Annotated in this window: 15 protein-coding genes; 7 read left to right on the top strand and 8 right to left on the bottom strand. The window is 59.9% G+C overall.

The annotated features are described in order from the left end of the window. Window positions 1-15: 15 nt before the first annotated feature. The 6 genes from FGQ61_RS07170 to FGQ61_RS07145 form a co-directional block, all read right to left on the bottom strand. On the bottom strand, window positions 16-732 hold the full coding sequence (locus FGQ61_RS07170) for a DUF554 domain-containing protein (protein WP_171021542.1): 717 nt from the start codon (window positions 730-732) through the stop codon (window positions 16-18). A 118-nt stretch (window positions 733-850) separates the two neighbouring features. Further along, window positions 851-2,263 (bottom strand): hypothetical protein, encoded by a 1,413-nt coding sequence (locus FGQ61_RS07165; protein ID WP_138375073.1) that lies wholly within the window; start codon window positions 2,261-2,263, stop codon window positions 851-853. Between the two features lie 39 nt (window positions 2,264-2,302). Beyond that, window positions 2,303-2,563, bottom strand: coding sequence for a hypothetical protein (locus FGQ61_RS07160; protein ID WP_138375072.1), 261 nt, complete (start codon window positions 2,561-2,563; stop codon window positions 2,303-2,305). Continuing rightward, window positions 2,547-3,146 (bottom strand): hypothetical protein, encoded by a 600-nt coding sequence (locus FGQ61_RS07155; protein ID WP_138375071.1) that lies wholly within the window; start codon window positions 3,144-3,146, stop codon window positions 2,547-2,549. Before FGQ61_RS07155 ends, FGQ61_RS07160 begins: the two co-directional genes overlap by 17 nt. A gap of 90 nt (window positions 3,147-3,236) precedes the next feature. Beyond that, on the bottom strand, window positions 3,237-3,746 hold the full coding sequence (locus FGQ61_RS07150) for a hypothetical protein (protein ID WP_138375070.1): 510 nt from the start codon (window positions 3,744-3,746) through the stop codon (window positions 3,237-3,239). Beyond that, window positions 3,743-4,039 (bottom strand): hypothetical protein, encoded by a 297-nt coding sequence (locus tag FGQ61_RS07145; protein WP_138375069.1) that lies wholly within the window; start codon window positions 4,037-4,039, stop codon window positions 3,743-3,745. Before FGQ61_RS07145 ends, FGQ61_RS07150 begins: the two co-directional genes overlap by 4 nt. A gap of 345 nt (window positions 4,040-4,384) precedes the next feature. Here FGQ61_RS07145 and FGQ61_RS07140 point away from each other — a divergent pair, with 345 nt between their 5' ends. Genes FGQ61_RS07140 through FGQ61_RS07130 form a run of 3 tightly spaced genes read left to right on the top strand, consistent with a single transcriptional unit; the run spans window position 4,385 to window position 8,010 of the window. Continuing rightward, window positions 4,385-5,986, top strand: a complete 1,602-nt coding sequence (locus FGQ61_RS07140; RefSeq protein WP_192923917.1) for an FAD-binding oxidoreductase — start codon at window positions 4,385-4,387, stop codon at window positions 5,984-5,986. 2 nt (window positions 5,987-5,988) lie between these two features. Beyond that, entirely contained in the window at window positions 5,989-6,804 is an 816-nt protein-coding gene (locus FGQ61_RS07135) for an electron transfer flavoprotein subunit beta/FixA family protein (RefSeq protein WP_138375068.1), read from the top strand. Next, window positions 6,805-8,010: an electron transfer flavoprotein subunit alpha gene (locus FGQ61_RS07130; RefSeq protein ID WP_138375067.1), complete on the top strand. Its 1,206-nt coding sequence runs from the start codon at window positions 6,805-6,807 to the stop codon at window positions 8,008-8,010. On the opposite strand, the gene FGQ61_RS07125 is transcribed toward FGQ61_RS07130, so the two are convergent. After that, a complete protein-coding gene (locus FGQ61_RS07125) occupies window positions 8,007-8,819 on the bottom strand; it encodes an HD domain-containing protein (RefSeq protein ID WP_138375066.1) in 813 nt (270 codons plus the stop codon). The genes FGQ61_RS07130 and FGQ61_RS07125 overlap by 4 nt on opposite strands. A 126-nt stretch (window positions 8,820-8,945) precedes the next feature. On the opposite strand from FGQ61_RS07125, the gene FGQ61_RS07120 reads away from it, so the two are divergent. The 4 genes from FGQ61_RS07120 to FGQ61_RS07105 all read left to right on the top strand — a co-directional run bounded on the left by FGQ61_RS07120 (window position 8,946) and on the right by FGQ61_RS07105 (window position 12,446). Next, complete coding sequence (locus FGQ61_RS07120) at window positions 8,946-9,638, top strand: AzlC family ABC transporter permease (protein WP_138375065.1); 693 nt, start codon at window positions 8,946-8,948, stop codon at window positions 9,636-9,638. Then, window positions 9,628-9,951, top strand: a complete 324-nt coding sequence (locus FGQ61_RS07115; RefSeq protein WP_055310541.1) for an AzlD domain-containing protein — start codon at window positions 9,628-9,630, stop codon at window positions 9,949-9,951. The genes FGQ61_RS07120 and FGQ61_RS07115 overlap by 11 nt, the downstream gene beginning before the upstream one ends. A 141-nt stretch (window positions 9,952-10,092) precedes the next feature. Beyond that, a complete protein-coding gene (locus FGQ61_RS07110; RefSeq protein ID WP_138375064.1) occupies window positions 10,093-11,115 on the top strand; it encodes a 2-keto-3-deoxygluconate permease in 1,023 nt (340 codons plus the stop codon). Between the two features lie 188 nt (window positions 11,116-11,303). Beyond that, window positions 11,304-12,446 (top strand): GGDEF domain-containing protein, encoded by a 1,143-nt coding sequence (locus FGQ61_RS07105; protein ID WP_138375063.1) that lies wholly within the window; start codon window positions 11,304-11,306, stop codon window positions 12,444-12,446. Window positions 12,447-12,547: 101 nt separating this feature from the next. Here the strand turns inward: FGQ61_RS07105 and FGQ61_RS07100 are convergent, their stop codons facing one another. Next, on the bottom strand, window positions 12,548-13,483 hold the full coding sequence (locus FGQ61_RS07100; RefSeq protein ID WP_138375062.1) for a DMT family transporter: 936 nt from the start codon (window positions 13,481-13,483) through the stop codon (window positions 12,548-12,550). Window positions 13,484-13,606: the final 123 nt, after the last annotated feature.

Genomic DNA, 13,606 nt, shown 5'->3' with positions numbered 1-13,606 from the left:
GCAACGTAGATAGATTTAGAACAGGAGGGCGTAGATGACGGCTATGACGACGGCGGGCAGCATGTTGGCCGTGCGGAAGGTCTGAGGTCGGATAAGGTTGACGCCGACGCAGAAGATGAGCATGGATCCCACGAGTGAGAGGCTGTCGAGGGCCGCCGTGGTCATGATGGGGGAGAGCGCGCCCGCAAACAGCGTGATCGTCCCCTGGAACACGGCGACGGGCAGGGCCGAGAAGATGCAGCCGCGGCCGAGCGAGGCCGTCATGGTGCAGACAATGATGCAGTCCAGTGCACCCTTCAGGGCGAGTGTGGACCAGTCGCCGAGCAGGCCGTCCTGGATTGACCCCACAATGGCCATGGCGCCGATACACACGGTGAGTGAAGCCGAGACAAAAGCGTTGGTAAACTCGTTATCGCCCTCGCTGCCAGTCTTGCGCTTGAGCCATTCGCCGAGGTCTTCGATGGCGGCCTCCAGGTTGATGGCCTCGCCGATAAGCGAGCCGAGCGCAAATGAGACGATCAGCATGGTGGTGCCGGTGGTCGCCAGGGCTTTCCCATCGATGACGAGCATCTTTTGCATGGTGCCGCCCAAGCCGATAAACAGGACGCACAGCCCCGACGCCTTCATAAGGGTATCTTGGATACGGGGCGTGATAAAACGGCCGCCCGCTAATCCCAAAAGACCGCCCGCAATCAAAAGCACAACGTTGATGATTGTTCCCAAGCCCGGCATGAGCCCTCCCGTATTGATGCCACCTTGGCAATCGTAGCAGAATGGAACGCAGGGCATATCGCGACTTGTCTAATACGTTATATGAGTGGTATTAAGTCTGGCGTTCAGCGGGAAAGCCCTAGGTTGTCGTCGGAACGTAGGGATAGTATTCAAAGCGTAGCGTCATCAGCCGTTGCGGGGACTCGATGCCCGCGGCGATGATATCGGCATCTCGGGCGCGGTCAAACCCTTCAAGTTCAATCTGGTACGAGACGTCTTCCATAATGTCCAGACGCCGCCAAGCTTGGAGCGTGTCGCCATCGAATTCCAAGGTTTTGCTTCCATCTGGGGCAACGGCGTATAGGCGCAGCTTGGCAGTGGTCGCAGGGTCGACGATCGTGATCTTTTTGATTTCGTTCCGAGTATTCTTGGCGCCTAACAAGGTGAGCAATGTTGGTGCCACGATTTCACCCGATGGCAAAAAGACGACCTCGACGGACTCCGGAAATGCAATGATGGCAGATTTGCGAACAGGTTGATTGGCCGCGGCAACTTCGATGCTTGCTGCATCGACGGTCGTCGTGTGGTCGAGTGCGGTGAGCATGCAGCAGTTGCCCTCATCGACATCTTGGGACGTCGCAAGGCCTAGGCTGTCCTCGAGTTGGGGATCGTTTGGCTCGATAACAGCTTCATCCGGTTCCTCTGAAGGGGCGGAGATGCCGTTTGTCGGCAGTGGCGCGCTGTCTGCTTTCTCCTCTGTTATGGCTGCGTTCGTGGTGCCATCTTTTGATGGGAAGGCCATTTCGTTCAATACAAAGGGGGCGACCCCGATGGCTCCAGCTCCATTCCATTCCATTTCGAGGAGCGCCGGGTCGGCAAGTACGTGCTGCCTGTCTTGCGTTTGGACATCGATCTCGATAGGGCAGAGTTTCGCCCCTCGAGTAAGGCTGAGCGACCCGTTTTGCTTATCGTCTTTGATTTTGGCGCCTTCGGCATTGTCGGCGTAGAACAACAGGGGGGTCTCTCCCGTTGCGACGGCGTCGGTGCTGGCTTTGGTTATCCGCAACGATGCCGTGAATGAGAGCGTGGGCTGCGCGCCGTCGGCGTGCGAGACAACGCAGCCCAGGCATACACCTCCTTCTTCTTCGAAAAACGCGCTGTCGAAGGCGACCTTCGCTTCGTTCGCCGAGTCATCGACCGAAGCGATGTCGATGCGTAGCTCCAAATCGCAAGGGTCGTCATCTGCATCGAGCGCAACTGAGCGCCACGTGCAGATGGCGCATCCTGCCTGGGAGCCGTCCGTCTTGTCCGAACGCTTGATATCCACGACTATCGAGCTGTCCGTGTCCTGACGAAGGCATCCCGAGGTCGAGACTGTTGCCTGTGTGAGCGAAAACCGCTTGCACGCAATGACGCTCGACGGGTCTGGTGCGGGGCTTAGGGCTGCCGGCAAGGAGTCCGCCATGACGGGGGTCGCCCAAGCGGCGATAGGCGTTCCGGTTGCGAGTGCGCCGCAGAGCGCGACGACGGGCAAAAGGTTCTTCGATGCCATGGGGTCTCCTTGCTTTATATTGTGCGAGCTGGTTGTGTCTTATTGCTGGTTGCGTTTGATGCACAGTCCGAGGCCGGTGGCTCCCGCGCCCGCCGCAGCGACGCTTGCTGCCAAGAGCTGCTTTTCGTCGCCTGTCTGCGCCAACGGTTCCTGGTGGTTGCCGCGGTCGAGCCCCGAGAGGTCGACCGTCACTTGCGTGGCGGCCTGAGCCTGTTCTTGCTGGGCAAAGGCCATGGCTGGCCCAAACGCTAGGATGCTGACGGCGGCGGCCAGGGCGATCACCTTATGCCGTGTGCGCACCGGGCTCGACCGTCCAGGTGATTGTTGCAACTTGATCGCCTTCGCCGGTTACGTGGAAGATGTCGCGCGTGACGCGGGCGACATTTCCGCTCGTCTTGAGCTTGATCTTGTCCGAACCGCCGGCAATACCCTGATAGCCCATATCAAAGGTTGCGTTTTTGGAAAGATCGATTCCCGTTCCCTGCATTGCGGCACTGGCGTCTTGGAGCGCGCCTTCGGGACCGACCTTAAAGTCGATGGAGTTCTGAGCGGTTCCGGTCTTCGCGTCGGCGGCAATGGTCCAGGTGTTCATGGCATCGATCTTCATGTTGGTGACATGGATGCCGTAGGCCGAAAGGTTGTCGATGGTGGTTGCATCTTCTGAGGGGCCCTGAAGCGTGCCGTCGGCCTTGGCGATGAACGGAATAACCGTCGGAACTTTGAAATTAACGTTGTCGATCTCGGTCTTGACCATTACCTTCGTGCTTCCAACACGCCCGGCTGCCATAGCTGGCGTCGGGGCGGCGCCCATTGCGAGCGCGAGCGCGAGCCCTGCGCCCACGACGAGCGCTCTGGCTCCGTTCATGTTCCTGGTGATGTCCATGGTCGTTCCTTTCTATTCGCCGCGGGCCGTCCCCGCGATGATTGGACGAGTGTTGGTGACTGCGCGCAATGACACAGCGGGCGTTAGGGGCTAGCTCTCGGCCTGTTCCACCCGGACCTTGACGCGCGTCGGATTGCCGTGGTTGTCATGGGTCTTGGTGTCGAGTGCCTGGATTTCGATATACGCTTCGCCTTCCTCGATATCGCCGGCGGGACACGTCTCAACCGTCTTGCCGGTTTCGACGATGCCGGACTCATAGATGGTCTCGTCGTTTTGAATGACGCGGAATCGCTGGGGAAACTTGTTGTCCTGGACGTTTTGCACGTTGACGCGCAACTTGCCGCCTTCCTGCAGCTGGGCGACCGGCGCGACCGAGATCGTCATCATGTTGTCGCGGACGATGGCGTCGAGCTCGTCTTGGATTTCTTGGCGCGATTTGCCCTCGGCCGTCGTGACCGAGGCGCCCGCTTCGGGTACGGGCTGTGTCTGCCAGGCGTACAAGCCTACGGCGACGAGGGCGCAGACGATAGCCAAGCAGACAGCGATGAGTTTCTTGCGATGTCCCGGACTCGCGAGCCGGGGCAACTTCTTCGCGCTCATGCGGCGTCCTTGGTGGTGTAGACGCGTGCGAACGTGGACGGGTCCGCTCCAAAGAGCATGTGAAGCATCAGACGGCGCGAGTAGACAAGCTCATCGAAGTCGGGAGGGAGCTCGATGTCGTGGATGCATGCGATGTGGTGGGCGAGTGCCGAGAACGACTCAGGGTCGCAGATCACATCGGTAGTGACGTGGTAGACCGTCGTGTCGGGGAATGCCTCTTCTTCGAAAGGCAGGAGATGGGGATCGTCGTCGACTTCGATGGCGACACCGTACTGGGGCCAGTAATATGCCATAGGAACCTCCCTGCTTCTGGGACCAAAACTTCTATCGGTTTTGGCTGTCGATGCCGACCGTATCAGCCACTACTTGACCAAAAGCTGACCAAATACTTGACGGATTCGCATCGTCGCAGGTAACAGGTGGTAAAAATACTTCAACATTTTTTGAGCGCCAATTTCGCGATCGTTGGCGGCAAAGCGATATGTGTAAAAAACATCGCCTGCCGAGATGTGGCGGCCGCTCGCCGAATTGCACGAACGTAAAAATCCTCAATTATGGAGACGGTCTCGAACACGTCAACGAAACGATGCGGTAACATCTCCCTGCAAACACTGTAGTTAGCTAAAGGGGAGTTCTGCATGTCTGCAACTATCAAACCCTTCACTGATGAGTTCGAGGAATACGGTCGCGACGAGTCTCGCTCGTCGGGCGAGGCCTCGAGCATTTCGTTTCCAACATCGGAAGACGAGGTTCGCGCCATCTTGCGGCAGCTCCATGCCGAGCGCGTCTCGGTAACGGTTCAGGGCGCCCGGACCGGTCTTGCCGCCGGCGCCGTGCCCCATGGCGGCCACATTCTCAACACTTCCCGTACGAATCGCTACCTAGGCCTTCGCCGCGATGAACAGGGTCGCTTTCTGCTTCGCGTAGAGCCGGGTGTCGTGCTGTCCGAGTTGCGCAAGCAACTGGGCAAAAAGGTGCTTCCGACCGCAGGCTGGGACCAGGCATCGCTTAAGGCTTACGAGGAGTTTCAGGATGCCCCCGAGCAGTTCTTTCCCACCGATCCCACCGAGGCATCTGCCTGCTTGGGCGGTATGGCGGCATGCAACGCCTCTGGCGCACGTAGCTACGCTTACGGTCCCATGCGCCCCCACATCACGGGTCTTCATGTCGCGCTGACCGATGGCGACCTGGTCGAACTTCAGCGCGGCGAGGTTTTTGCGCAGGGTCGTCGCCTTTCGCTCGTCACGGTGCAGGGCCGCACGCTCGAGCTTGATCTTCCCGCCTACACCATGCCCAAGACCAAAAATGCTTCGGGCTATTTTGTTGCGGACGACATGGATGCCATCGACCTCTTTATCGGCGCCTGCGGCACGCTCGGCGTCATTACGGAGCTCGAGATTGCCCTGCAGCCGGCACCGGCGGTCGTTTGGGGTGTGAGCTGCTTTTTCGATAGCGAAGACAAGGCCGTGTCCTTCACCGATTCCGTGCGCCCCGTCCTGTCCCACGCGGCCGCCATCGAGTATTTCGATGCGGGCGCCCTGGATATCCTACGCCGCCAGCGCGAGCAGTCGACGGCGTTTTCTTCGCTGCCGGCGCTCGACAAAGAGGCCAAGGTCTGCGTCTACGTGGAGCTCGACTGCGATGATGAAGCCCAGGCGACTGAAGAACTGTATCACCTGGGGTGGGTATTGGAGCTTGCGGGCGGCAGCGATGATGCGACGTGGGTCGCGCGTACCGAGGTCGATCGCGAATGCCAGCGATTCTTCCGCCATGCGGTGCCCGAGAGCGTCAACATGCTTATCGACGAGCGTCGTCGCACCGACCCCACCATCACCAAGCTGGGCTCGGACATGTCGGTGCCCAACGCGCGCCTGGCCGATGTGATTGCCCTCTATCGCCGCACGTTGGCCGAAAGCGGTCTTGAGTCCGCCGCGTGGGGCCATATCGGCAACAACCACCTGCATGTGAACATCCTGCCGCGCGATGCGCAGGATTACCGCCGCGGCGGCGAGTTGTTTGCCCAGTGGGCCTCCGAAGTTACGGCTATGGGTGGCGCCGTCTCCGCCGAGCACGGCGTCGGCAAGATCAAGGCGGGCTTTCTCGAGACGATGTACGGCCACGAGGCCATGGTCGAATCGGCGCGGCTCAAGCTCCAGCTCGATCCTGCCGGACAGCTGGGTCGCGGCAACCTGTTTTCGGAGAAGCTCTTGGATGAACTCGTCCAGAAAGGGGGCGCGTGAAGATGAGCGATTTCCATATGGTGGTGTGCGTCAAGGCGGTGCCGGGAAGCACCGAGGTCAAGATGGACCCCAAGACCAATACCATTGTGCGCGACGGCAAGCAGGCGGTCATCAATCCCTTTGATGCGAGTGCCCTGGAGTGCGCGCTGGCGCTCAAGGACGACTTTATCGGCTTTGGCATGGATGTGCGCGTGACGGTGGTGTCGATGGGTATTCCCGCGACCGAAGCGCTGCTGCGCGACTGCATCGCCCGTGGCGCCGACGACGCGCTGCTGCTAACCGATCGCGCCTTTGCAGGTGCCGATACCTTGGCGACCACGTATGCCCTCAAATGCGGTATCGAGGCGTTCGACGAGGACTTCGACCTGCTTATCTGCGGCAAGATGGCGGTGGACGGCGATACGGCCCAGATTGGTCCCGAGCTTGCCGGCGCCTTCGAGATTCCCTGCGTGACCGATGTGAGCTGCGTGCAGAGCGCGGGCTTTACGACGTGCGGTTCGCTGGCGCTCGTTCACGGATGCGATGCCGGCGAGGAGACCGTGTATCTGGAGATGCCCTGCGCGATGACAACTGCCAAAGAGATTGGCCAGCTGCGCATGCCGAGCATTGCCGGTATTCGTGCGGCAGAGGAGGCGGACGTGTGCGTGGTCAGCGCTGCCGACGTGCATGCCGACCCCGCGCGTTGCGGCCTTGCTGGCTCGCCGACGCAGGTCGTGCGCTCGTTTGTGCCCGACCGCGATCAAACGTGCGAAGCCGTTGAGGGCACACCGACCGAGCAGGCGGCAAAGCTTGCCAAGATTATCGAGGGGATGGCATAGATGAGCGGACTGATTATCGATAGCGAAGCCTGCATCGGCTGCGGTCGCTGCGTTCGTGCCTGCGCCTCGGGCGGTATTGTGGTGGAGGGTGAGCGGCCAAACCGCTGCGCCCGCGTAACCGACGGCTGCATCCTGTGCGGCGGCTGCGTCGACGCCTGTCCCGTTAACGCCATCTCGATCGAGCGCGATGAAGCCGTCGGCACGGTGGACCTCGACGCGTATCGAGATATTTGGGTATTCGTTCAGACTGACGAGCATGACACTGTAGCCCCTGTGGCCTATGAGCTCATGGGCAAGGGCCGCGAGCTTGCCGATGCCCGCGGCTGCCGTTTGGTGGCACTAGTCGGCGTGAGCCCCGAGAGTTCACTCGAGGAGCTTGAGCATTTGGTTTGCGCCGGCGCCGACGAAGTGCTGGCCTGTCGCGACGAGCGTCTGCGTCAAAACGACGCGGAAGTCTATGCTCGTCTGATCTGCGATCTGGTAGCCGAGCGCAAGCCCGAGGCCATCCTCTACGGCGCGACCGCCTTTGGTCGCGAGCTGGCGCCCGGCGTTGCCGTCCGCTTGCAGACGGGCCTTACGGCTGATTGCACCGTGCTTTCGATGGATACGGAGACGGGTCTGTTGCAGCAGACGCGCCCGGCGTTTGGCGGCAACCTGATGGCCACCATCGTCTGCCCCCATCACCGTCCCCAGATGGCAACAGTGCGTCCCGGCATCTTTAAGGCGCCCGACTTCGACTACGGCCGCTCCGGCACGATCACCCAGGTGGCGCTTGCAGAAGACGTTAAGGCCCGCGTCGAAATCTCGATTCCCGCCGAGGAGTGGGGACAGCAGCCCTCGATCGCCAATGCCGAGCGCCTGGTCGTGGTGGGTCGCGGCATTGGTTCCAAGAAAAACCTGCCGTTGATGCGAAGGCTCGCCGAGGCTCTGGGTGCCGAGCTTGGTTGCACGCGTCCCGTCGTGGAGGCGGGTTGGCTGGAGTATCGCCACCAGATTGGCCAGACGGGCGTATCGGTTTCGCCCAGGCTTCTCGTGAGTATCGGTGTTTCGGGCGCCATCCAACATCTTGCCGGCATCGGTGGGGCGGAGTGCATCATCGCCATCAACGAGGACCCGGATGCCCCCATTTTCGGTGCTGCCCAGTACAAGGTTGTTGGGGACGCCGTCGAGGTCGTCGAGGAGCTGCTGGCCCAGCTTGAGCGCTAGGCGCGCGCCAGCCAGTCGCGCATCTCGTCCTTTAGGCGGCTCCAAGTTGCCTGCGTGGCGGGGTCGGTAAAGGGCCGCGTAATGCCAAAGGGCGCGTCGAGCAGGCGGTGGATATCGCCCTGTTCGCGCGCCAGCGCGCGGCTTGCTGGATAGACGAGCTCAAACATAAAGCAGATAAGCCCCACCAAGAAGTCGGCGGGCTCATCGCGCTCATCGCGTGCGACGCAGCGGTGCTCGTCAAAGGCGGCAAGTGTCGGCGACGAGAAACGGCTGCCGAGAAACGTCTTCTCGTCCACCTTGAGGATAGTGTCGACAGTGCTGTCGGCGATGGTGCGCATAATGTCGATCTTGTCGCCATCGCGCACGATATCGCAGAAGCTCCGCGTGCGCTCGTCGAGCTGCGCGGGTAGACGGAAATCGCTGTGATAGGCAATGCTCGCTCGGATGAGCTCATCTTCTGCCGGGTCATCGATAAAGTCGCGGATGCTCGTTACGGCGGGTGCATCGGCGGGATTCTCGCCAAAGAGGACCTCGATGCCCAGCGCCGCATGGCTCATGCTCTCGGCGTCCTTAAAGGTGTCCCAGCGTCGCAGCTGCTCAAAGCGGCCCATATCGTGTAGCAGGCCGCAAAGCCATGCCAGGTCAATATCTTCTGACGACCAGCCCTGCTCGCGCGCTACGGCATCGCATGCCTCGGCCACGTGGTACGTATGCTCGATTTTGAGCGCGATGCGTGGGTTGGTGGCGTCGTAGGCATCGGTGTAGCTTTTGAAGGCCGCGCGCGCCCGGTCTCGATCGATAGCTGTCATAATGACTTCCTAAAAAGTTGTGTCTTTCGATCCGGTGGCAATTGTAGGTGAACTCGGTTGCTGCCGGATGATGATTCTGCCGTGTCGCTACATGCGGCTCGGAGACCTTGTCAGGATGAGAAACGTATGGTGCTCAAAATCGTTAGAACCGTCTGGCCAGTGATGCTTACCTATGTTGCAATAGGCGCGCCGTGCGGAATGATCATGGGGCAGACGGGAATGGAGCCCTGGATGGTCTTTGCTCTAAGCAGTACGTTTGTGACGGGCAGCGGCCAGTTTATGATCTGCAACCTGTGGCTGGCGGGTGTGCCTGCAGCATCGATCGTCGCGAGCGTCGCCGCAATCTCCTCGCGCTTTGCGCTTTACTCGGCATCGATCGCACCGCATCTGAGGGGTGCCTCGAAGCGTCAGACGCTGGCTGTTGCCGCGACACTTACCGAGGAGGCATATGGCATCTCGCTTGCCAAGTTGGTTGAAGGGGAGGATTGGGGCCCGCGCGAGTCCTTTGTGCTCAACGTAATCCTCATCGCAACATGGGGCGTTTCGTGTACGATGGGCGCCATCGTCGGCGCCGTTGTCGATGTTCCCACCGCCATTGCAGCCTTTGTCTGCACCTCGCTCTTTATCTGCCTGCTCTTTTCGCAGCGGCTGTCGCGCGGTAACGTTGTCGCGGCGGTTTCGGGCGCGGTGTCCGTCGCCGTATGCAAGTTCTTGGGCCTCGCGAATATTGCCGTGCCGGCAAGCGTCGTGGTCGGCATTGCCATTGCGCTGGCGTGCGATGCTGTATTTGACGGAAGAGGTGCCCGCGATGCCCGCTAACGAGTTCTTGGTTCTGTGGCTGTCGTCGTGGGCTGCTATCGCGTTCTTTCGCATCGCGCCGGCGTTCGCCTTGCGCGGGCGGACCCTGTCGCCCCGCATTACCGAGGCCCTGGGCTATATCCCGCCCGCTGCCTTTGCCGCGCTGGTCGCCAACGACTTGGTGAACCCCGGCGCGTTCGACGCGGGACTCTGGCCTGCCTTGGTTCCCTGGATTGCGGCCACCGGCGTCGTGGCGGTGGCAATCAAGACAAAGTCGATGTTGTGGTGCTGCGTTTCGGGCATCGTGTTCTATATCGTTTTGAGCCTCGTATAGGAGCAGGACGCGTTATCGTCCCGGCCTAACGAATCGAATTTCTCACCGAGGCGGTCTGCTTCTTCTGGTACCATGGTCAAACTTTACTGTAGCAAAGCGTGACGTGGGCTTTTGTTCTGCGTCAGCGGAAATGGGGGTTTCATGGCACAGGAAGCGACCGCCAGCGAGCAAAAGAAATTCAAGGTACCGCGCATCCCGGGCGACATCATGATCTATCCGATGATCGTCGGCCTTTTGCTCAATACCTTCTGCCCGCAGGTCTTTGAGGTCGGCGGCTTCTTTACGGCTGCCTGCCGCGGCGGCTCCAACACCATCGTTGCCGCGATCTTGCTGTTCGTGGGCGCCGGCATCAGCTTTAAGTCCACGCCGGGCGCCATCAAGACCGGCATCGTCGTGCTGATTCCTAAGCTTGTAGTGGCAGCCGCGCTGGGTCTGGGCGTCGCGTACTTCTTTAACGATAACTTTTTAGGCCTGAGCTCGGTTTCCATCATCGGCGGCATTACGTTTTGCAACATGGCGCTCTATACGGGCATCATGGGCGAGTTCGGCGATGAGTCCGAGCAGGGCGCTGTCGGTATCCTGTTCTTTACGGCCGGCCCCGCCGTCACGATGATCATCCTTGGTGTTTCGGGTCTCGCCAACATCCCCGTCGGCACCATCATCGGATCCATCCTGCCGCTTGTTATCGGCATGGTCCTGGGCAACTTGTTCCCGTTTATCAAGAACCTGCTGGTTCCCGGCGCCAATCCCGCGATCGCTGTAATTGGTTTTCAGCTCGGTGCGTCCATGAGCCTTTCGAGCTTCATCGCCGGTGGCATTTCGGGCATCCTGCTGGGCCTCATCACGCTCTTTATCGTCGGTCCCATTACCTTTGCCTTCGAGCGCCTGTGTGGCGGCAATGGTAAGGCGGCTGTGGCATGTTCCACCATTGCCGGCACGGCCATGACCACGCCGGTCGCCCTCGCCGAGGTCGCTCCGCGCTATGCCGAGCTTGCGCCCACCGCGTATGCGCAGATCGCCACTGCCGTCATCATCACGGCAATCATGGCCCCGATTCTGACCGGCTGGGTCGATAAGAAGTTCTGCCAGAGCAAGGAAGACCTGTCGCCTGCCGGTGTCGAGGCCATCGAAGAGGCTGTCGCGACCGACATCGATGGCGAGTAGCAATCGATACCCATCAATGATTCCGGCGTGCAACTCGCGCCGTTTGAGCGCCCGAACGAGAGCTGTCTTGCAGTGACGTTCGGTCGCTCTGCTATTATTCCCCTTACTCCTGCGGAGTAGGGGGTGTTTGTTGCCCAGATTCGAATTGGGCGATTCTGGCCACTTGGATATTGAAGGGAGGGCGTCTAGTGGTAAAGGCACTCAAGATCGAGATATTCCTGCTGTGCATGATTATTCTTATCGGACTTGCCGTACGAAGCCGTCGCTCCCTGTTCTCGAGCACCCAGCAGCTTTTGTTTAGCATGCTGGGCTACACGTCTGCTGCCTACATTTTCTTCGATATGATCTGGACGCTCTCGGACGGCGTGAGCACTCCTGTAGGCATCACGGCCAACTGGATTTCCAACGCGGTTTCGTTTTCGCTGTTCGCCATCGCGTGCCTCATTTGGTTTTTCTATTCCGAGACGATGCAGGGCTCACGGCTCCTGACCACGCCCTATAGGGTGGTACTTTTAACGTTGCCAACCGCATTGGTGGTCGTTCTGGCATTTACCAGCTACTGGACGCACGCTATGTTCTATATCGATGCGCGGGGCGTATATCGTCGCGGAGCGCTTTATATGATTCAGCCTATCGTTAGCTACTGCTACGTCATATATACGTCCTTGCATGCCTTTATTCAGGCTCGAAAAGTCGAAAGCCTGCAAAAGAAGGCCATTTATCGCACCCTCGCCTTTTTTGCGGTTCCCGCTCTGGTGGGCGGTACCTTTCAGATCGTATACTCGGTGCCTGGCCTTTGTGTCGGCATAATGATTAGCATGTTGCTGCTCTATATCATCTGTCAGGAGCAGCTGATCTCGACCGACCCGTTGACTGGCCTTAACAATCGCAACCGTTTTGAGACCTATATGCTGTCGCTGTTCTCGGGTGCTGATCAGGCCGATGATGTGTATCTGCTTATGATGGACGCCGACGGCTTTAAGCTGATTAACGATCGCTATGGACATGTGGAGGGCGACCATGCTCTCCAGGTCATATCTGCTACGCTCAAAGAGGTCTGCTCGGCGTCTGGTGGTTTTATCGCACGTTATGGCGGCGATGAGTTCGTGGTGCTCCAGAAGGCTGCGGCGGAACAGGACATCATAGACCTGTGTTCGGCGATTAACGACGAGCTCGCTCGTGCCGAGGTGCCGTATGCATTGCGGATGTCCATCGGTTACGCGCGGGTCGGCGATAGTGTTGATACCTGGCAAGACTTACTTCGCGCTGCCGATGCGGAGCTCTACCGCGTCAAGGCCGAGAAAAAGAAAGCCGGCGTCCAGATACGCTAGGAAAAGGGGTGCACGCTTGCGTGCGTGGCGGCCCTCAGCTCACTGATGTACTCCATTAAGCTAAAGTATGTGAATCCTCTCTGCTAAATAAGGGTAGCTCGCTAGGCTTTTTTGGGTTTGTTGACGATGATGATGCCGCCGCAGACCAATAGCAGGGCAACGATGACGGTAACGGGGCTCGTGCCAGCACCCTCGCCGAGCAGTAGCGCGCTCAGCAGCACACCAAAGACGGGGTTCATAAACCCAAAGACCGAGACGCGGCTGACGGGGTTGACGGCAAGCAGGCGCGACCACAGCGAGTAGGCGACCGCGGAGATAAGCGCCATGTAGATGATGAGCGTGATGGCGGGGGCAATCGCCGTGGGGGAGAGCGCGCCACCCATCAAAAAGCCGATGGCGGTGAGGGCCAGGCCGCCGACCAAGAACTGCCACCCGGCAAGCAAGACGCCGTCGTGCTCGCGCGAGAAGATGCCGATCAGGCAGGTCGAAAGGGCACCCGCGACGGTGGAGGCCAGGATAAAACCCTCGCCGTCGAGCGTAAAGCCAAAGGTGCCGTCCGCGCCCGAAAGGTTGACGAGCGCGACGCCGGCAAAGCCCAGTACGCAGCCGAGCACCTTGGCCGTATTGAGCTTCTCGGTGCGAAACGCCAGAGCGGCAAAGAGGATGGCTAGGAAGTTGGCGCTGGCCTCGATGATGGAACTCGACATGGCACTGGCGCGCGAGAGTCCCAGGTAGAAAAAGAAGTACTGCCCGATAGTCTGGAAGAGCGACAGGATACATATGGGCTTGATATCACGCGCTTGCGGAACGAGCGGACGGCGCTGGGCCACGCTCATGCCAACAATGACCAGCATGCCGGCAAGGGTGAAGCGCAGACCGGCGAAGAGCAGCTGCGAGGCGCTGTCGTGCGCCGGGATGCCAAAGAGGCCGTAGCCGATTTTGATGCAGGGGAAAGCCGACCCCCAGAGCGTGCAGCAAACGAGGCAGCCCAGGATGAGTCCGGGCAGGGTGGCGAGATACGGCTTGCGGCTTTCCATGATGTTCTTCTCCTATACGCGCGAAGCAAAAAAGAACCCGCCACCGGGCGTGCCGGTGGCGGGTGTTGTTCAAGACTTTAGTCCGCTGGCCGCGCAGCGGCCAGCTTTAAACCACCCGCTACG

This window comes from Collinsella aerofaciens, from assembly GCF_005844325.1.
GTDB lineage: Bacteria > Actinomycetota > Coriobacteriia > Coriobacteriales > Coriobacteriaceae > Collinsella > Collinsella aerofaciens_G.
The sequence above is the reverse complement of the archived record's forward strand: the minus strand, read 5'-3'. Positions and strand labels throughout refer to the sequence as shown.

Bases quoted from the DNA above. Each gene is read 5' to 3' on its own strand.
- FGQ61_RS07145 (WP_138375069.1), bottom strand. From the start codon at position 4,039: ATGGCATATTACTGGCCCCAGTACGGTGTCGCCATCGAAGTCGACGAC.
- FGQ61_RS07115 (WP_055310541.1), top strand. From the start codon at position 9,628: ATGCCCGCTAACGAGTTCTTGGTTCTGTGGCTGTCGTCGTGGGCTGCT.
- FGQ61_RS07100 (WP_138375062.1), bottom strand. From the start codon at position 13,483: ATGGAAAGCCGCAAGCCGTATCTCGCCACCCTGCCCGGACTCATCCTG.
- FGQ61_RS07110 (WP_138375064.1), top strand. From the start codon at position 10,093: ATGGCACAGGAAGCGACCGCCAGCGAGCAAAAGAAATTCAAGGTACCG.
- FGQ61_RS07150 (WP_138375070.1), bottom strand. From the start codon at position 3,746: ATGAGCGCGAAGAAGTTGCCCCGGCTCGCGAGTCCGGGACATCGCAAG.
- FGQ61_RS07155 (WP_138375071.1), bottom strand. From the start codon at position 3,146: ATGGACATCACCAGGAACATGAACGGAGCCAGAGCGCTCGTCGTGGGC.
- FGQ61_RS07120 (WP_138375065.1), top strand. From the start codon at position 8,946: ATGGTGCTCAAAATCGTTAGAACCGTCTGGCCAGTGATGCTTACCTAT.
- FGQ61_RS07170 (WP_171021542.1), bottom strand. From the start codon at position 732: ATGCCGGGCTTGGGAACAATCATCAACGTTGTGCTTTTGATTGCGGGC.
- FGQ61_RS07130 (WP_138375067.1), top strand. From the start codon at position 6,805: ATGAGCGGACTGATTATCGATAGCGAAGCCTGCATCGGCTGCGGTCGC.
- FGQ61_RS07125 (WP_138375066.1), bottom strand. From the start codon at position 8,819: ATGACAGCTATCGATCGAGACCGGGCGCGCGCGGCCTTCAAAAGCTAC.
- FGQ61_RS07165 (WP_138375073.1), bottom strand. From the start codon at position 2,263: ATGGCATCGAAGAACCTTTTGCCCGTCGTCGCGCTCTGCGGCGCACTC.
- FGQ61_RS07140 (WP_192923917.1), top strand. From the start codon at position 4,385: ATGTCTGCAACTATCAAACCCTTCACTGATGAGTTCGAGGAATACGGT.
- FGQ61_RS07135 (WP_138375068.1), top strand. From the start codon at position 5,989: ATGAGCGATTTCCATATGGTGGTGTGCGTCAAGGCGGTGCCGGGAAGC.